19 protein-coding genes and 1 pseudogene are annotated in these 17,204 nt (G+C 75.4%); 11 read left to right on the top strand and 9 right to left on the bottom strand.

What is annotated here, in order from left to right:
- Positions 1–23: 23 nt before the first annotated feature.
- Complete coding sequence (locus tag AB2U05_RS03850; protein WP_369182433.1) at positions 24–779, bottom strand: hypothetical protein; 756 nt, start codon at positions 777–779, stop codon at positions 24–26.
- A 218-nt stretch (positions 780–997) separates the two neighbouring features.
- Between AB2U05_RS03850 and AB2U05_RS03855 the strand changes: the two genes are divergently transcribed.
- Positions 998–1,747 (top strand): DUF1775 domain-containing protein, encoded by a 750-nt coding sequence (locus AB2U05_RS03855; protein ID WP_369182434.1) that lies wholly within the window; start codon positions 998–1,000, stop codon positions 1,745–1,747.
- Positions 1,748–1,781: 34 nt separating this feature from the next.
- On the opposite strand, the pseudogene AB2U05_RS03860 reads toward AB2U05_RS03855, so the two are convergent.
- Positions 1,782–1,889: pseudogene (locus tag AB2U05_RS03860) on the bottom strand (carbohydrate ABC transporter permease); the annotation flags it as partial.
- 219 nt (positions 1,890–2,108) lie between these two features.
- On the opposite strand from AB2U05_RS03860, the gene AB2U05_RS03865 reads away from it, so the two are divergent.
- The gene (locus AB2U05_RS03865; protein WP_045696118.1) at positions 2,109–2,915 is read left to right on the top strand and encodes an IclR family transcriptional regulator; all 807 of its coding nucleotides are present in this window, start codon (positions 2,109–2,111) and stop codon (positions 2,913–2,915) included.
- Between the two features lie 502 nt (positions 2,916–3,417).
- Positions 3,418–4,152, top strand: a complete 735-nt coding sequence (locus tag AB2U05_RS03870; protein ID WP_369182435.1) for an alpha/beta hydrolase family protein — start codon at positions 3,418–3,420, stop codon at positions 4,150–4,152.
- A 32-nt stretch (positions 4,153–4,184) separates the two neighbouring features.
- Here the strand turns inward: AB2U05_RS03870 and AB2U05_RS03875 are convergent, their stop codons facing one another.
- Positions 4,185–4,733 carry a universal stress protein gene (locus AB2U05_RS03875; RefSeq protein ID WP_045698033.1) on the bottom strand — a complete coding sequence of 183 codons (549 nt, stop codon included), beginning with the start codon at positions 4,731–4,733 and terminating at the stop codon, positions 4,185–4,187.
- Between the two features lie 250 nt (positions 4,734–4,983).
- The gene (locus tag AB2U05_RS03880; RefSeq protein ID WP_244178833.1) at positions 4,984–5,319 is read right to left on the bottom strand and encodes a ribonuclease; all 336 of its coding nucleotides are present in this window, start codon (positions 5,317–5,319) and stop codon (positions 4,984–4,986) included.
- A gap of 372 nt (positions 5,320–5,691) precedes the next feature.
- Between AB2U05_RS03880 and AB2U05_RS03885 the strand changes: the two genes are divergently transcribed.
- From AB2U05_RS03885 to AB2U05_RS03895, 3 genes are all read left to right on the top strand, one after another.
- On the top strand, positions 5,692–7,308 hold the full coding sequence (locus AB2U05_RS03885) for a carboxyl transferase domain-containing protein (RefSeq protein WP_369182436.1): 1,617 nt from the start codon (positions 5,692–5,694) through the stop codon (positions 7,306–7,308).
- Positions 7,309–7,814: 506 nt separating this feature from the next.
- Positions 7,815–8,186 carry a transglycosylase SLT domain-containing protein gene (locus AB2U05_RS03890; RefSeq protein ID WP_244178831.1) on the top strand — a complete coding sequence of 124 codons (372 nt, stop codon included), beginning with the start codon at positions 7,815–7,817 and terminating at the stop codon, positions 8,184–8,186.
- Between the two features lie 196 nt (positions 8,187–8,382).
- Positions 8,383–8,877 (top strand): hypothetical protein, encoded by a 495-nt coding sequence (locus AB2U05_RS03895; RefSeq protein WP_045698026.1) that lies wholly within the window; start codon positions 8,383–8,385, stop codon positions 8,875–8,877.
- 84 nt (positions 8,878–8,961) lie between these two features.
- Here the strand turns inward: AB2U05_RS03895 and AB2U05_RS03900 are convergent, their stop codons facing one another.
- Complete coding sequence (locus AB2U05_RS03900; RefSeq protein WP_045698024.1) at positions 8,962–9,423, bottom strand: HD domain-containing protein; 462 nt, start codon at positions 9,421–9,423, stop codon at positions 8,962–8,964.
- Between the two features lie 251 nt (positions 9,424–9,674).
- Between AB2U05_RS03900 and AB2U05_RS03905 the strand changes: the two genes are divergently transcribed.
- Positions 9,675–10,601 carry an AEC family transporter gene (locus AB2U05_RS03905; RefSeq protein WP_369182437.1) on the top strand — a complete coding sequence of 309 codons (927 nt, stop codon included), beginning with the start codon at positions 9,675–9,677 and terminating at the stop codon, positions 10,599–10,601.
- Here AB2U05_RS03905 and AB2U05_RS03910 read toward each other — a convergent pair.
- Positions 10,576–11,058, bottom strand: coding sequence for a MarR family transcriptional regulator (locus AB2U05_RS03910; RefSeq protein ID WP_369185888.1), 483 nt, complete (start codon positions 11,056–11,058; stop codon positions 10,576–10,578). The genes AB2U05_RS03905 and AB2U05_RS03910 overlap by 26 nt on opposite strands.
- Before the next feature lie 195 nt (positions 11,059–11,253).
- Here AB2U05_RS03910 and AB2U05_RS03915 point away from each other — a divergent pair, with 195 nt between their 5' ends.
- Positions 11,254–12,147 (top strand): alpha/beta fold hydrolase, encoded by an 894-nt coding sequence (locus tag AB2U05_RS03915; protein ID WP_369182438.1) that lies wholly within the window; start codon positions 11,254–11,256, stop codon positions 12,145–12,147.
- Between the two features lie 109 nt (positions 12,148–12,256).
- Positions 12,257–12,631, top strand: a complete 375-nt coding sequence (locus tag AB2U05_RS03920; RefSeq protein WP_045708983.1) for a hypothetical protein — start codon at positions 12,257–12,259, stop codon at positions 12,629–12,631.
- A 21-nt stretch (positions 12,632–12,652) separates the two neighbouring features.
- Here AB2U05_RS03920 and thpR read toward each other — a convergent pair whose 3' ends face one another.
- The 3 genes from thpR to AB2U05_RS03935 form a co-directional block, all read right to left on the bottom strand.
- Positions 12,653–13,270 (bottom strand): RNA 2',3'-cyclic phosphodiesterase, encoded by a 618-nt coding sequence (gene thpR / locus AB2U05_RS03925; protein ID WP_369182439.1) that lies wholly within the window; start codon positions 13,268–13,270, stop codon positions 12,653–12,655.
- A gap of 316 nt (positions 13,271–13,586) precedes the next feature.
- Positions 13,587–14,375, bottom strand: coding sequence for a MerR family transcriptional regulator (locus AB2U05_RS03930; RefSeq protein ID WP_045698014.1), 789 nt, complete (start codon positions 14,373–14,375; stop codon positions 13,587–13,589).
- A complete protein-coding gene (locus AB2U05_RS03935; protein ID WP_369182440.1) occupies positions 14,372–15,469 on the bottom strand; it encodes a serine hydrolase domain-containing protein in 1,098 nt (365 codons plus the stop codon). Before AB2U05_RS03935 ends, AB2U05_RS03930 begins: the two co-directional genes overlap by 4 nt.
- A gap of 173 nt (positions 15,470–15,642) precedes the next feature.
- Between AB2U05_RS03935 and AB2U05_RS03940 the strand changes: the two genes are divergently transcribed.
- Both AB2U05_RS03940 and AB2U05_RS03945 read left to right on the top strand, forming a co-directional pair.
- Positions 15,643–16,188, top strand: a complete 546-nt coding sequence (locus tag AB2U05_RS03940; RefSeq protein WP_369185889.1) for a DUF6817 domain-containing protein — start codon at positions 15,643–15,645, stop codon at positions 16,186–16,188.
- Between the two features lie 66 nt (positions 16,189–16,254).
- Positions 16,255–17,025, top strand: coding sequence for a hypothetical protein (locus tag AB2U05_RS03945; RefSeq protein ID WP_369182441.1), 771 nt, complete (start codon positions 16,255–16,257; stop codon positions 17,023–17,025).
- The last annotated feature ends 179 nt before the right edge of the window (positions 17,026–17,204 follow it).

The following is a 17,204-nucleotide window of genomic DNA, read 5'->3' on the forward strand; positions in this document are numbered from 1 at the left end:
GGAGGGAGCCCCGGGGAGGGCCGTCAGGCGACGGCGATCCCGGCGGGCGGTCCCCGAGAGGTGAGGGCGTGGACGAGCAGCAGCTGCCGCAGCCGCTGGGCGGAACCGGCACGGACGGGCCGCAGGCGCGGCCGGTGCGGCGGGCAGGCCAGCCGGAGCAGGAGGAGCAGCGGCGCGAGGAGCCGCGCGGTGACGGCCCGGCCGAGGCGGAACGCGCCGCGCTCGCCCGCCGACAGCCACAGGCCCATCAGCAGGGCGGCGAGCAGGTGGGCCGCCAGCATGCCGGTCATCCCCCCGCCGACGTGCTGCGCGGGCCCGGCCGTCACGGTGCCGAGCTGGTGGGCGTGCGCGCCCACGGCCGTCCCCGACATGCCCGCCATCCCCGGCATACCGGCCATGCCTGGCATGCCGGCCAGGTCGCCGAGCCCGGCCGCCTGCGCCATCCGCACCGTCTCAGCGGGCGACACGGGATGGGAGGTGCACAGGAGCAGCCGGGCCCACTGGTCGGCCAGGTCGCCGCCGGCCGAGGTTCCGGAACCGGCCGCGGCCTGCCCGAGCGCGAAGAGCGTGTGCAGGGCGGCCTGGACGCCGACCGTCAGCCCGGTCACCAGCAGCGGCCCGCGCTCGCGGGCGCCGAGCGGCCGGGCGAGGCCGAACACGGCGGCCAGGGCGGCGACGGCGGACCAGGCGGGCACGGGGGTCCCGGACATCAGGACGTGACCGAGCGAGGCGAGCAGCACGGACACGGCCGCGAACACCGCGGCCCGTCCGGTGCGCATTCCTCCACCCACGTCCATGGCGGCACATCGTCGCACCCCGAGCTTGCGCGCCACAGACCGGGGTCGGCCAAAATCAGGTCGTCCGGCCGGTTCCGTCAGGGCGTGACGCGCATCACACCGGATGCCGGGAACTCGTCGCCGGTTCGGGCCGACTTGCTGCGACGGGGCCGACCCGCCCCTCGCCCCCCACAGCACCCTGCCCCCCGGAGCGCCGTTTCATGAACACCGCCCGCCTGGCCGCCCGCGCCGCCACCGTCACGGCCGTCGCGGCCGGGGCCCTCGCCCTCGCCGTCCCCGCCTTCGCCCACGTCGAGGTGGCGTCCGACACCGCGCAGGCGCTGGCCGCCAAGGCCACCCTGACGTTCACCGCCGAGGCCGAGTCGAGCACCGCCGGGCTCGCCAAGTTCCAGGTCGTCCTGCCCGCGGGCATCGCCCCGGCCGACGTCACGCTCGCCGACGCCCCGGCCGGCTGGACCTTCGCCGCCACCGCGGACGGCTTCACGGTCGGCGGCGCGGCGCTGCCGCAGGGCAAGGACGCCGTCTACAAGATCACCATCAAGCAGCTGCCCGACGCCAAGGAGCTGGTCTTCAAGACCCTGGAGACCTACAGCGACGGCAGCATCGTCCGCTGGATCGACCTGCCCCAGGGCGGCACCGAGCCCGAGCACCCCGCCCCCACCCTCAAGCTCGCCGCCGCCGCGCCGGGCGCCACCCCGCTCGCCCCCTCCACCGCGGCCACCCCGACCGCGACGGCCACCCCCTCGGCCGCCGCCTCGTCCGCCGCCCCCTCGGCCGCCGCCCCCTCCGCGACCCCGAGCATCACCGCCTCGGCCACCCCGGCGGCCGCCGCCAAGAGCGACGACTCCTCCTCCTCCTCGGCCGCCCCCATCGTCATCGGCGCCGCCGCCGTGGTCCTGCTCGCCGCCGGCGGCGCCTGGTGGTGGCGCAAGCGCTCCACCACCCGCTGAGGTTCCCGAACTCCCGCCCCGCCCGCGGGTGCGGTCAGTCCTTGACCGCACCCGCCAGGCCGGAGACCAGACGGCGTCGGACGGCGACGAAGAAGACGAGGACCGGCACGGTCATCAGGGTGGAGGCGGCCATGATGGCGCCCCGGACTTCAGCGTCGGCAGGTTGCCCATCGCAGGGACGTTGGGCGTGGGCGATCGGCCCCAACAAGAGGCGGTTCGCGAAGTTTTGCAGTGCACAACGTTGTATCGAGGACGAGGTGATCCGCCCGCGAAGGGGTAGGTTCTGACCACCACTGGACCAGACAACCGCCGATCACGACCAGGAAAACGGACCAGGGAAACGGACCAGGGAAACGGACCCATGACGGACACGGCCCCCAAGAAGCCCGTGACGGAACGCAACCAGTCCTCCTCGCTGCGCCGCGCGCTCGCCGTCCTCGGCCACGTCCGCGACCACGGCGACGGCCGCGGCGTCCCGCTCGCCCAACTCGCCGAAGCACTCGGCCTGAACAAGAGCACCGTGCTGCGGCTGACCGGCCCGATGCTCGACGAGCACCTGCTCGACCGGGACCGCGAGACCGGCTGGTTCCGGCTCGGCCACGGCTCGCTGCGGCTCGGCCAGGCCTACCTGTCCACCCTCGACCTGCGCAGCGTCGCCACCGAGCACCTGCGCCGGCTCCAGCGCGAGGCGGGCGAGACCGTCCACCTGACCGTCTGGCAGGCGCCCGGGATCGTCTACCTGGACAAGGTCGAGGACGAGACCAACGTCCGGATGGCGTCCCGGGTCGGCAGCCGGGCGCCCGCCTACTGCACGGCCACCGGAAAGGCGATCCTGGCCTGGCTGCCCGAGGAGGCCGTCGCCGAGGTGGTCGCGGCGGGCCTACGGCCGGTCACCGCGTGGACCATCGCGGACGAACCGCGCCTGCGCGCCGACCTGGCCAGGATCCGCGCCCGCGGCTACGCCATCGACGACCGCGAGAACGAGCCCGAGGTGCGCTGCGTCGCCGCGCCGATCTTCGACCACACCGGCGAGGTGACGGCGGCGCTCTCGGTGTCCGGCCTGACCTCCCGGATGACCGCCGCCCGCGTCCGCGCCCTCGGCCCGGTCGTCGCCCAGGCCGGCCTGCGGATCTCCCGCGAACTCGGCTCCGACCGCCAGCCGGCCTGAGGCCGGCCCCGGACCGGCCCCAGACCGGCCCCGGACCGGCCCCGGACCGGCCCGGTCCCGGCAGCGGCCGGGAAACGCGAACGAGGCCCGGCGCCAAGGAAGGCACCGGACCTCGTCCGAACTGGAGCGCCAGGCCCGGGTCGCACGGACTCTCCCCACTGAAAGTGGGACGTGCTCTGGTAGCACCACTGACGCCTGACGAGGAATCATCTCCCTCGCGACGGAATGAATACTAGCAGCTCAACGGCCCTGGGCCGAACCACGAACGATCCCCCGCACCCCGCCGGCAGTGGCCGGGAAACGCGGACGAGGCCCGGCGCCAAGGAAGGCACCGGACCTCGTCCGAACTGGAGCGCCAGGCCCGGGTCGCACGGACTCTCCCCACTGAAAGTGGGACGTGCTCTGGTAGCACCACTGACGCCTGACGAGAGATCATCTCCCTCGCGACATGAGGAACACTAGCAGTTCAGCAGCCGCCCACCGAAATCGAGGCGAACCCCTCATGACGACCCCCCTCCCCGAGTCCGTCCCGTACGCGGACGGGCAGTTCCTGGACGTCCACCGCCCGCCGGCCGGCACCCCGGGGCCGGTACCCGTCGTGCTGCTCTGGCACGGCAGCGGCTCCGACGAGCGCGACGTGCTGCGGCCGCTCGCCCGGGCCGCCGCCGACCTCGGGCTGCTGGTGCTCGTCCCGGACTGGCGGCCCCACCTGCCGGACGGCGGACGGGCGGACCTGCTCGCCTCGCTCGCCCACGCCCGCCGCGCCGCGGCCGAGTTCGGCGGGGCCGGCGGGGGCGGGGACGGCGGGGGCGGGGAGCGCCTCGTCCTGGCCGGCTGGTCGCTCGGCGCCAAGGAGGCGGTCGGCCTCGCCACCCATCCGGACACCCCCGCCGACCTGCGCCCCGCCGCCGTGGTCGGCATCGCCGGCCGCTACGACACCCCGACCGCCACCACGGGCGAGGCCACGCTCCCCGCCCTGGCCGCACGACCCTCCCCCGTCCCGCTCCACCTGGTGCACGGCGCGGCGGACGAGGTGGTCGACGTGGCGCACGCGCGCGAGCTGCGCGCGGCCGCACCGACCGCCTCGTACCTCGAACTCCCCACCGACCACGCGGGCGTGGTGATGACCGCGTACAGCCCCGAGGCCCGCCGCTGCCTCCCCGCCACCGCCCCGGCCGCCGTCCACGCCGGCCGACGGACCGCCCTCGCCATCGCCGCGGCCGCCGGAGTGTCGTAGGGCGGCCGGTCCGGCGGTTCCCGCCGGGCGGTTCAGCTCCCGGTGACCGACTGCCGCAGGCCGTGGCCGCGTTCGAGCTCCTCCAGGTCGCGCTGGAGGGCGGGTCGGGGGACGGTGAGCACCGGGCAGGTCGCGTGCCGGACGCAGTAGGCGGCGACGGAGGGGCGCAGCAGCCGGGAGAGGCGGCCGCGTTCGTGGCCGGCGCCGAGGACGAGGAGGTCGTCGGGGCGGTCGGCGCAGCCGACCAGGGTGCGGCCGGTGTCGCCGCGGACGGCCTGGCAGCGCAGGCGGACTCCGGCGTGGTGGCCGGCGAAGGCCTCGTCCAGGGCCTGGCGGAGCCGGGCGACGGCGGCGTCGCGGCCGGCGGTGAGGGCCGGCGGGTAGGGGGTGCGGCGGTAGCCGAGCTCGTCGCCGGGCGGGGTCCAGCACAGGACGGCGAGGAGTTCGACGTCGGTGCGGCGGGCCTCGGCGGCGGCGTGGTGGAGGGCGGCGATGCTGCCGAGCGAGCCGCTGACGCCGACCACGATCCGGCTCTCCGCCGGGATCGTTCCGCTCGCCCCGCCCGCCCCGCTGTCCTTCATGGCCTGGACCGCCTCTCCGCCCGCATCGCCGAACCGTCACCCCAGCAAAGCGGCGGACGGCTGCCGGGCCGAGGCCCGTTGACACGGCCCTGACGCGGCACCGGGCGTTCCGTACGCGTCCCTGACGTACGGCCGGAGCCTCCCCGCCCCGGGCACCCCGGCGGCCCCGCCGTGCGGCCCCGGCGCCGAGGCGCGCCGGGACCGCGCGGCGGGAACGCACGCGGGAGGGGCGGATCCGGTGGGGCGTCGATCAGCAGCTCTGGTCGATCAGCGAGAACGTGGCGTAGTGGTCGCCGGTGTAGTAGTCCTCCTGGTCGCCCTGCCCGGTGATGATCCGCCGGGCGCCTCTGGTCGGAGCGCCCGGGGTGATGACGGTGTACTCGTGGTAGTAGCCGTAGGACTGGGTCGGCAGGACGTGCTCCCGGTTCTGGAACACCACGCCGTCCTGGCTGTACGGGAACGGCCCGTCGGAGGCGATCAGGTTGAGGGTGTCGTCGGCCTCCTGCGGGAGGGCGGTGAGACAGACCGTGCCGCTCACGGCGGCGTGGGCGTCGGTCGCGACGGCGACGGGCGCGAGGGTCATCATGGCGACGGCGGCGACGGCGGCGGCGCGGGTCTTCCACGCGCGTAGAGTGCGAGTCATGCCCCCAGTGTGGCGGGCCACGGTCAACTCCGGAAGCCTCCCGGCCAACAATTAACCCACGGGTAACTCCCGTGTCCGACCAGCGACTTGACCAGTATTCCGAACCCACGACGACCTCCTCCAGGGGCGTCCACGAACCGCCCGGGCGGCCCAAGGGTCGACCGGCGTCGAACTAGCGGAATCACCGCTCCCGCGCCTCCCCCGGCCCCGCCCTGTCGGCCTCCTCACACCTTCGGGCGGCTCCGGCCCCACCTCGCCCCCGCCGCATAGAGTGACGGATCGTGTCGAGCCGGAACGATCTCTGACGGAGTGTGCATGAGCACGGGTGGTACGGGCGGTCCCCGCAACACGGGCAGCAGGACCGGCAAGGGCTCGGCGCCGACCGCGGCGCCGGCCGCCGCACTGACCGCGCGCCAGCTCGTCGGCCTGCTGGTCGACCCGGACGGCTTCCGCGGCTGGGACGAGCCCCCGGCCGGCCCGCCCGCCGACACCGACTACCGCGCCGCGCTCGACCGGGCCCGCGCCCGCACCGGGCTGGACGAGGCCGTCCTCACCGGCGTCGGCCTGATCGACGGCCGGCCGGTCGCCCTCGTCGCCTCCGAGTTCGGCTTCCTCGGCGGCTCGATCGGCGTCGCGACCGCCGAACGCATCACCCGGGCCGTCGAGCGCGCCACCGCCGAACGCCTGCCGCTGCTCGCCCTGCCCGTCTCGGGCGGCACCCGGATGCAGGAGGGCTCGGCGGCCTTCCTCTGCATGCTGCGGATCACCGCCGCCGTCCAGGCGCACCGCGCGGCCGGACTCCCCTACCTCACCTACCTGCGCAACCCGACCATGGGCGGGGTCTTCGCCTCCTGGGGCACGCTCGGCCACCTGGTGTTCGCCGAGCCGGACGCCCGGCTCGGCTTCCTCGGCCCGCGCGTGTACGAGGAGCTGCGCGGCGTGGAGCTGCCGCCGGACGTCCAGCGGGCGGAGACGCTGGCCGAGCGGGGGCTGGTGGACGCCGTGGTGCCGCCGCAGGAGCTGCGCGAGCTGGTCCGCCGCACGCTCGCCGTCCTGGCCGCGGCGCCGCCCCCGCCGTCCCCTTCTCCCCTCCCCTCCCCTTCTACCGACACGGCCCCTTCCACCGTCACGGTCACGACGACCGACACGGCCACCGCACCCGCGCCCGCCGACGCCTGGGACTCCGTCCTCCGCACCCGCCGCCCCGACCGCCCGGGCACCCGCGAGCTGCTGCGCCACACCGCCGAGGAGCTGGTGCTGCTGGACGCCCCCGGCGGGCGCGGCGGCGCACTGGTGCGGGCACTCGCCGTGCTCGGCGGCCGGCCCGTCCTGGTCGTCGGCCAGCAGCGGCGCACCCCCGAGCACGAGCGGCCGTTCACCGCCGCCGACCTGCGGGCCGTCCGCCGCACCGCGCGGCTGGCCGAACAGCTGGGCCTGCCGCTGGTCACGGTGGTGGACACCGCCGGGGCCGAGCTCTCCGCCGACGCCGAGCGGGACGGCATCGCGGTGGAGATCGCGTACTGCCTGACCACCCTGCTCGCGCTGCGCACGCCCGTCCTCGCCGTCCTGCTCGGCCAGGGATCCGGCGGCGGCGCGCTGGCGCTCCTCCCGGCGGACCGGGTGATCGCCGCCGGGCACGCCTGGCTGGCGCCGCTCCCGCCCGAGGGCGCGTCCGCGATCGTCCACCGGGACGGCGCGCACGCCCCCGAGCTGGCCCGCTCCCAGGGCATCGGCGCCGGGCACCTGGCCGAGGTGGGGCTGGTGGACGAGGTGGTGCCGGAGCTGCCGGACGCCGCCGAGGAGCCGGCGGCGTTCTGCGCGCGGCTGGGCCGGGCGGTCGGCACGGCGCTCGGCGCGCTGGCGGCGACGCCGGAGGCGCGGCGGCTGGCGGAGCGGGCCGTCCGGCACCGGCGGCTCGGCGACCCGCGGTGAGCCCGCGCCGCCCACGGTGTGGCCCCGGTCGCACCTACGGTGTGGCGCCGGTCTCAACCGGGACCGAGATCGTCAGTACGCAAAGTGCCGCCGCCGGGTCGGGCGCGTGACGGCCGCGGGCGCCAAACGGTGAGTGCGCTCACACCCCGACCGCATCCACGACGCCCGATAGTGGTCGCCGGCGCGCCCGCGCCCGACCGACCGAAGCGGGGCCAGGCAGCCCGGGAGCAGCCTCGACCGGCCCGCGCCACCCGCCTTCGAATCGACGGCGCCCACCCCCGTACGACGCCGCGTCGTAACGAGGGGGTCTTGGCGACGGCCGATCCCGTCTGGCAACAATTGCCCAGTCGTCAGCCGCACCGGCACCTGTCCCGCCGGTGAACGGCTTGCTGCCGAGTCACGCCCCGCGACCGTATCGGCCCCTGTCCGGCCACGGTCCCGGGCGGGGCGTGACCCGGCCCAACCTGATTGAGGTCTTGTTCTACATGCCCGCTCTCAAGCTCCGCATGCGCACTTCCGCCGCGATTCTCGCCGGCGCCGCCGCTCTGACCGGCCTCGGTGCGGCCGTCCTGCCCGCCACCGCCGCGAACGCCGCGACCCCGCAGACCGTCGCCGCGCAGATCGTCCCGGCGAACCAGCTGGCCTCGTTCAACCAGATCATCAGCCACGAGTCCGGCTGGAACGTGACCGCGACCAACCCGAGCTCGGGCGCGTACGGCCTGGCCCAGGCGCTGCCGGGCTCCAAGATGGCCTCCGCCGGCTCGGACTGGCAGACCAACCCGGCCACCCAGATCAAGTGGGCGCTGGACTACATGAACTCCCGCTACGGCAGCCCGAACGCCGCCTGGAACTTCTGGCAGGCCAACCACTGGTACTAAGCCGCCCCCACCGCACCGGCGCACCTGACCACTCCCCCTCACCCCGGGGGCCGGACAGGGACTCCCGAGGTGACCCGACCGGCCCGGCCCCACGCGCGATCCGCGCGGGGCCGGGCCCGGTCGCGTTCTCCCGCCGCCTCCCGGGAACCGCGCGGCGGCGCACACCGTCCCCGCTCCTGAACGACCAGGGGGAACGATGTCCGCACGCACCATCGGCCGGCTCGACCAGAACCGGAGACCGGACCTTACGGCACCTGCCGCGCACTGGTGGTGGCGCCTGCTCACCATCGGCACGCTGGCGGCGGGCCTCGTCCTGGGCGTGTTCGCCCTGGTGACGGTCCACCAGACCATCCCCTTCGCCCTGGAGTGCGACCCGCCGGGCCCCGGGCCGAACGATCCCGGGCCGGATCCGGACTTCCTGACCCCGCTGGTGAAGGCCCTCGGCTACCTCTCCAGTTACCTCGCCGCCTTCGCGGCCGGCCTCTGGGCGCCGCACTCCCTGCTCCGCGGCCGCCCCCGCTGGGTGCGCGCCGTGGCCGGCCTCCTGCTGGCGCCGCTCGCCCTGGGCGCCCTGGGCACCGCCGACCTGCTGTTCAACGTGGCCCCGGCGCACGGCCTGCACCTGCTCCTGCCGCCCACCCACGGCGTGTGGCTGACCCCCGGGATTTGCCCTCCGCCGCTCGCGCCCTGACCACCCGGCCGCGCTCGGCGGCGCGCGGCGCGCCCGGGGCCCGCCGACTGCGGGCGGCACGCCGCCCAACCGGCCAGGGTGGGCTCAGAGTTCGCCGGTGAGGCCGAGCAGTTCGCGCATCCGCGCGTACTTGGCGACGAGCCGTTCGGCGGTGGCCGGGGGCAGGGTGGCGAGGCGGTCCGGGTCGGAGTTGTGGGCCAGGTCGGCCCGCTTGACCAGCAGGGCGCCGGGGGTGGCGAGGATCCGCGCGGCGTACTCCTCGACCGGTTCGTCGGGGCGGCGGGTGAGCGCGTCCACGATCGCCTTGGTCTCCTCGGGCAGTGCCGCCCCGGCCAGCCACTCGCGGCTCAACCGGTCGTCCTCGACGGTGTCGTGCAGCCAGCCCGCCGCGATCTGCGCCTCGCTGCCGCCGCGTGCGGCCGTTCCGCCCGCGACCGCCGCGATGTGCTCGGCGTAGGGGTGCCCGTTCTTGTCCACCTGCCCCTGGTGGGCGCGGCGCGCGACGGTCTCGACCTCGGACAGGCTCAGGTAGCGGTCATCCTCCATCCGCCCATCCTAGGGGCCGTCTTCGACGCCCGGCCGAGGGCGGATCCCGGGCGGGTCCCAGCGCGGGTCCGAGCGCGGACGCCCGGGCGGGCACCCGGGGCGCCGGTCGGTCCTCGGACGGCCACTGGTTTACTGCCCCGGGCGGGCGATCCCCGCCTGCACCATCCGCACCACCGGCACCACCGGCACCACCGGCACCACCGCGGCCGCCCACCCCGCCCGGCCGTCCCCTCCGAGCGATCCGAGGAACCATGCCTTCCCTGCACCCGCTGCTCTCCGGCTTCGCCCCGATCTGGGCGCTCACCGGAGTCGGCTACCTGGTCGGCCGCAGCAGACTGCTCGGGGCGCAGGCGGAGGCGGTGCTGACCAAGTTCGTCTTCCACGTGGCGATGCCGGCCGCGCTGTTCCTGATGATCTCCCGCACTCCGCTGGATCGTTTCGCCAACCCCTCCATGCTCGCCTTCGCCGCCGGCACCGCCGCCGGGACCGGCCTCGGGCTGCTCGCCGGGCGCCTGCTGTTCCGCCGCAAGGGCGGCGAACTCGCGATCGGCGCCATGGCCTCCGGGTACGTCAACTCGGCCAACCTCGGCATACCCGTGGCGATGCAGGTCGTGGGCGACGCCTCCTTCGTCGCGCCGGTGGTGCTGTTCCAGATCCTGCTGGTCACCCCCGCCGTGCTGGCGGTGCTGGACAGCGGCGCGGCCGGCCGCCGGGCGCTGGTCACCCTGCCGCTGCGCAACCCGATCCTGCTGGCCACCGCGCTCGGGGCGGTGGCCTCGGCGACCGGCCTGTACCTGCCCGCCGAACTGAACCACTCGGCCGAACTCCTCGGCGGCGCCGGCGTGCCGACCGCCCTGGTCGCCCTCGGCATGTCGCTGCACAACCGCCCGCCGGCCGAAGGCCGTTCGCGGCTCGCCGAGACCGGGTTCATCGTCGCGGTCAAGACCCTCGTCCAGCCGCTGGCCGCGCTCGCCGTCGCCGGTCCGCTGCTGCACCTGTCCACGCACCAGCTGCTCACCGTGGTGCTCTTCTCCGCGCTGCCCACCGCGCAGAACGTGTACACCTACGCGCGCGAGTACGGGCAGGCCACCGGGCTCGCCCGGGACGCGGTGCTCTGGTCGACGCTGGTGTCGATGGCCACGCTGTCGGTGATCAGCTGGTCCCTCGGGCCGTCCTGACCCCCGGCGACGCCGAGACCACCGCGCCCGTCACCGCCCCCGTCACCGCCTCCGTCACCGTCTCCAGGAAGCGCCGGACGGTCGCCAGTTCGGCCGGCTCGAACTCCCCCATCGCCGCGACCAGTTCGCCGATCAGCCCGCCGAAGAAGCCCTCCCCCAGCTCCATCGCCCGCTGCTCCACCACCAGGTGCACCCGCCGCCGGTCCCGCGGGTCGCGTTCGCGGCGGATCAGCCCGAGCCGCTCCAGCCGGTCCACCAGGCCGGTGGTGCCCGCCGAGTTGAGCCGCAGCGCCTCCCCAAGCCGGCCGGGGGTGACCACCCGGCCGGCCCGGGCGGCGTCCAGCAGGTGGATCAGCGCCCGCAGGTCGGTCGGGTGCAGTTTGTTCCGCGACGCGAACTCGGCGCCGAACAGGTCGAGTTCGACGGTCAGCGCGCGCAGCAGGTGGACCAGCCGCAGCGGCTCCGCCGACGTCGCCGTCTCCGCTGTTTCCGTCTCCGTCGACTCCGTCTTCGCCGACTCCGCGGGCAGTGAGGTCTCGGACACCCTCTTCTCCGTCCCGGGCACGCATGTGCCACTATTCTCTCGCTGAGCGAGATACTTGTTCTGCGAGTGACCCCATCATGCCCTGATGCCCGCCGCGGAGGCACACCCATGTCCGGCACACCCGTTCGCCCGCCCTCCCAGCGCACCGCCGCCTTCCTCGCCGCCTACGACGCCCTGCTCGCCCGCTGGCCCGTCCCCGTCGAGGCGGTCACCGTCCGCACCGCCCACGGCACCACCCGGATCAACGCCTGCGGCCCGCGCGACGGCCGCCCGCTCGTCCTCCTGCACGGCGGCGGCGCCACCTCCACGACGTGGTTCGCCAACGCCGCCGCCTGGGCCGGAGCCGGCCACCGCGTCCTCGCCGTCGACCTCATCGGCGACCCGGGGCGCAGCGTCCACGACGGCGCCCCGCTCGGCGGCGTCCCCGGCCTGCTCGGCTGGCTGGACGCCGTGCTCGACGCCCTCGGCGCCACCGAGGCCGACCTCTGCGGCCACTCCTACGGCGCCTGGATCGCCCTGGAGTACGCGCTCCACGCGCCCGCCCGGGTCGGCCGGCTCGCCCTGCTCGACCCCACCCAGTGCTTCGCCGGCTTCCGCCCCGGCTACCTCCTGCACGCCCTCCCGCTCTTCCTCCCCCGCCGCACCCCGGCCCGGGCCCGCCGCTACCTCGACTGGGAGTCCGGCGGCAGCGGGCACCTGGACCCGGACTGGCGCGAGCTCTACGCCCTCGGCTACGCCGACTTCCCCGCCTCCCGGGTCGTCACCGGCCCCCGCCCCGCACCCGCCCGCCTCCGCACCCTCGTGCCCCCCGTCCTCACCCTCCTCGCCGAGCACAGCCACACCCACGACGCCCGGCGCGTCGCGGCCGCCGCCCGCTCCGCGCTGCCGACCGCCACCGTCGCCGTCGTCCCGGACACCGCCCACCACAACCTGCCGATGACGGGCGCGGCCCGGGTCAACGAGCAGGTGGCCGCCTTCCTCGCCGACTCCGCCCGCACCTGACACCGGCCGGGGGTCCGGTACCGTGGCCTGCTGCGCCGGCGGCAGTGATCGACGACACTGATCGGCGGCAGTGATCGACGGCACTGATCGACGGAGAGGCGGAGGACGGATGACCCTGGAGGCGGGCCGGCGCGTCAGGCTGGCCGAGGACCTCGGGATCGGCGAGGCGCTCGCCGGGGAACCCGGGGGCGTCGTCGGGTTCCTCTCGCTCGCGGCCGGGATCGAGGGCACCGTCGAGCGCGTGGACGGCGAACTCCCCGAGAGCCACGAGGTCCGCGAGTACCAGCGCCTCAAGGCGCTGCTCGACGACTACGGGCACACCATGCCGGCGGCCAGCCGCCAGCGGCTGGAGACGGAGATCGCCGCGCTGGAGCCGCAGTGGGCCGCCCACCGGGAGGCGGGCGAGCGGGTGACGGTCCGGGTCCGGCTGGACAACGGCCTCGTCCTCGACGGGGCCCACCAGGACATCCTCACCCCGCTGTGACGCAGGACCTCCGCCGGTCGGCTACGGCCCGGCCGGGGCACTGTCGCCCCCGGCCCGGACCGCGGCGCCGAGTCGCCAGGACTCGATGTCACGGTACCGGATCGGCCCGGGCCCACGGCCGATGTTGCTGCCGACCAGGTGGAGCCGCTCGGCCTGCCACACCCGCCCCACGAACCCGTTGAGCCCGGCCGCCGCCTGCGGCACGCTGGTGGCATCGTCGCGCCGGGCCCGCGCCAGCGTCAGATGGGGCCGCAGCGGGCGGTCCCGGAAGGCGATCCCGCAGGACCGGACCAGCTCCCGCACGTCCTCGGCGAGCAGGTGCAGCCCCTCCAGGTCCCCGTCGATCCCGCTCCACAGCAGCCGCTCGTCGAACTGGCCGCCGCCCCGCAGGGCCAGCCGCGGGGCGGGATGCGAGGCCGCCAGGCCGGCCAGCGCCGACCGCAGCAACGGCACCGCCGTGGACGGCAGTTCACCGAGGAACGCCAGGGTGATGTGCCAGTCCTCGATCCGGTTCCACCGCAGCCGCGGGTACCCGGCGTACGCGGGCCGCAGGGCCCGGGCCAGCTCGTCCTTGGCATCGTCGGGCGGAGCCAGCGCCACGAAGACGCGCAGGGTCGAGGGCTCAGGGTGATCGTCCACAAGGGATGTCTAACACCCCCGCCACCGCCCGCCAACCGGCACCCCCCATGCCCCACCGCCCGTCGCCCGTCGCCCGTCGCCCGTCGCCCGTCGCCCGTCGCCCGTCGCCCGGAGGCGTACGACCTGACCTTCTCCTCCGCCTGCCCCGGGTTCATCGACGGCTCGTCGCCCCCGCAGCCGGAAACAGCGAGGAGAGCGGTGGGAACCGGGCACGCCATGACCGCTCGTGCCGTGAGCCCCGGTCGGGCAGACCGGTTGGACCGGGCGGGCCGTGGAGCTCGAACGGATCGGATCATCCGCACCGTCCTCCCGGCCGTCACCGGGGCGGCATGCCGACGCCGGCGGAGCGGAGCCCGGCCTCGGTGAGCGCGGTCAGCCGGGCCGCGACCGGGGCCCGGTCCTCGCGGTGATGGTTGATCAGCTGGTACTGGGCCGAGGCCCTGGCCCAGGCCTGGCGGGTGGCGTGGTCTCCCAGCAGGGCGGGGTTGGCGAGGTAGCGGTCGGCCATGGCAGTCGCGAGTTCCTCGATCCGCGGGTCGTCCGGCTCCCAGCTCTGGGCCTCCCAGCCGCGCTTGGCCAGGTCGACGTACTCGCGGTCGTCCAGACCGTGTTCGAGCTGGGTCAGGAAGCCGTCGAAGGCCTCCGGGACCAGCGCCCGGGCCAGCACCAGGGCCTCGCGCTGCGCGGCCACGTAGGCGGGGTCGAAGCCGAGGCCGGGCATCCGGTCCAGCACGGCGCAAGCGCGGTCGGGCAGCAGGGCCCGGTCGCCGTCGGCGAGCCGGTGCAGGGTGTCGCGGCGGGCGACCAACTCGTCGATGCGTTCGGTGAGCTGGCGCCCGACGTCGGCGAGCGCGGCGTCGAACCGCGCGGCGTCGGCGTCGAGCATCGGCCCGATCCCGGCCAGCGGCACGCCCGCGGCGGCCAGCGTCCGCACCTGCACCAGCCGCAGCAACTCGTCGGAGCCGTAGCGCCGGTAGCCGGAGCCGTCCCGTTCCGGCTCCATCACCAGGCCGAGCTTGTGGTAGTGCCGCACCGTCTTCACCGTGACGCCGACGAACGCCGCCGCCTGCCCGATCGTGACTCCGTTCGTGACCCCGTTCGTCATCGGGCCAGCTTGCCGCAGAACACCGCGTCGACCAAACGCTGTTGGGCGGCCTGGAAGGCCGGTGCGATCGACAGGTCGGCGTCGTCCACCCAGGTCAGCCCGGCGGTGAGGGTCCGGCTGCCGTCCGCCGCGCCGTACATCAGCGCCGCCGAGCCCATGGTGGCGCCGTTGTGGTGGTAGACGGTGCCGCCCGCCGTCTCCTGGGCGAACACCCCCAGGCCGTAGCCGACGGTCTCCTCCGGGGTGCGCATCTCGGCCAGCAGGGCCTCCGGCAGGAGCCGGCCGGCCATCAGGGCGGAGAAGTAGGTGTGCAGGTCGCGGGTGGTCGAGATCATGTCGCCGCCGGCTCCGACCCAGGACGGGTTCTGCCGGGTGACGTCGACCGTCCGCTGCCGCCCGGCGTCCTCGTAGCGGTAGTAGCCGTGGTTGTGCGGCTCCGGGATCTCCGGCGAGGCGCCCGGGGCCACGGTGCCGGTCAGCCCCAGCGGCTCCAGCACCAGCCGCCGCAGCTCCTCGGCGAACGGACGGCCGGTGGCCCGCTCGACCACCAGCCGGGCCAGCACGTAGTTGGTGTTCGCGTAGCTCCAGCCCGCGCCCGGCTCGAACCGGGCCGGCCGGGACAGCGACAGCCGCACCAGGTCCTCGGGCGGGTAGGTCCGGAACCGGTTGTCCACCCACTCCTTGCCCTGCCAGGGGACGCCCAGCACGATCGTCCCGTCCTCGTAGAGCTCGCCGGTGTGGTTGAAGATCCCGCTGGTGTGCTGCAGCAGCATCCGCACGGTGATCCGCCGGTCGAGACCGAACTCGGGCAGGTGGTCGGCGACCCGGTCGTCCAGGCCGATCCGGCCCTCGGCCACCAGCAGGAGCACCGTGGTGGCGACGAAGCTCTTGGTGCTGCTGCCGATGCGGACGTGCCCGTCCGTCAACGGCGCGGCGCTCCCGCCCAGTTCCCGCACACCGGCGCTGCCGACCCACGCGCCCCGCTCGTCGTTCACCCGGAGCTGGACGCCGAGGAAGCCGGACCCGACCAGCTCCTCGATCGCCGCCTGCAGCTCCGGACGGTCCTGCGGACGGTCGGAAAGGTTGGTGGACATGCTGTCTCCTCACATCGATGGCCCGCGCCCTGGTCGGCGTCGCGCCGTTGCGAGGAGCCTCCACCCTGACCCGAGGTCAACCTCAACCGTGATCCGGCTCACAGCCGCCTTCCGCCGCACGAACGTGGTCGATCGCCGATCGGGCGACGATCATGGAGCGGGTGGACGAAGAGATGACCGCGAAGGCCCTGACGATCCTGCGGGCGGCCGGAGCCGAGACGATCGAACACCCCGGCGGAACGCTGCTGGCCCACCTGCGGCGCGTCGGCGAGCTGCTCGCCTCCTGGGGCGCCCGCCCGGCGCTGGTGTCGGCCGGGCTGTGCCACGCGTTCTACGGGACCGACGGGTTCCCGGTCGCGCTGCTGGACCTCGGACGCCGGGCGGAACTGGTCGAGGCGATCGGCGCCGAGGCCGAAGCGCTCGTCCACTTCTACGCCTCCTGCGACCGGGCGTCCTCCTACCGCGAACTGGCCGACGAGCGGGGCACGTTCGTCGACCGGTTCACCGGCGCCCCGGTGTTTCCGGACCTCGGGGCCCGTCGCGACTTCGCCGAACTCACCGCCGCCAACGAACTGGACATCGCCGCGGTCAGCCCACAGGCCCGCGCCCGCTACGGCGCCGACCTCCTCGACCTCTTCACCCGGTGGCGGCCACTGCTGTCCGAACCGGCCTGGGCGCACTGCCTCGGCGTGCTGGGGCAGCCCGGCCGGGAGAGCTGACGAACCGCCCGTCTGCCGCGCCGGTGGCGTCCCGGCGGGGCGGGGCAGGAGCCGTAGCCTGGCCGGATGAGCGGAGCCAAGGCGAGGGGCGGGGCACGGGCCAGCGCCGAGCACGTGATGGCCCCGGCCGTGGTGTTCGCGATCCCGGTCCTCAAGCTCGCCTGGACGCTCGGCGGGGGCGACGCCGCGCGGGACGCCCTGTCGGCCATGGGGCCGGCCAACTGGGTCGACGTCGTCATCGGCATGTTCCTCGCCGAACCGGTGCTCGCCGCCGTCCTGGCGGCCGTGGCCTGCCACCTCACCTACGCCTACCGGGCCGCCCACGGGGGCGCCGCCCGCCACCGGGAGCGCGCCCTGATCGCGACGGCGGCCGCCGCGTCGATCGTCCCGCTCGCGGCCGGAGTGGTGGTCGGAGCCTTCAACGGCCTGTGGTGGGGCGTGGCTTCGGGCGCGCTCGGCTACCTGCTGCGGCTCGGCGTCGTCGCCGAGTACCGGACGGGCGCCCGCTCCGCCGACACCGGTCACCGCACCGGCCGCCCCGCCACCTCGTTCCGCCCCCGGGCGGCCGAGGCCGTCCGCGTCGCCGCCCTGCTGCTCGCCCTGGTCGTCCTGCCCGCCCTCGCCGTCTCGGCCGCGCTGAACGGCCGCTCCTGGACGAGCGTCCTGAGCTGCGACGTCAACACCGGCACCGGGCCGCAGCGCGCCCGCGTCGTCGAACTCGACCGCTCCGCCCCGGGCGTGGTCGGCTGGGACCTCGCCGCCCGCGAGGTGGTCAGCGGCACCAACTGCGCCGTCGAAGCCGACGACGTCATCCGCCCGCCCTGGTGGCGCAGCTAGGCCCTGTCCGACACCTTCCGCCCGGGTCCGCCCGGGCCCGCCCGGCCCGAAGACCCCGGGCGGGCCCGCGCCGGCCTACGGCACGACGCCGGGCACGGACCGGCTGCACACGCTCACCTGGCAGTACGTCACCGGGCTCGTCCCCTCCGAGGAGCCGCCGATGGCGGCCGCCGGGCTGC

Source organism: Streptomyces sp. Y1, assembly GCF_041053115.1.
Classification (GTDB): domain Bacteria; phylum Actinomycetota; class Actinomycetes; order Streptomycetales; family Streptomycetaceae; genus Kitasatospora; species Kitasatospora rubellomurina.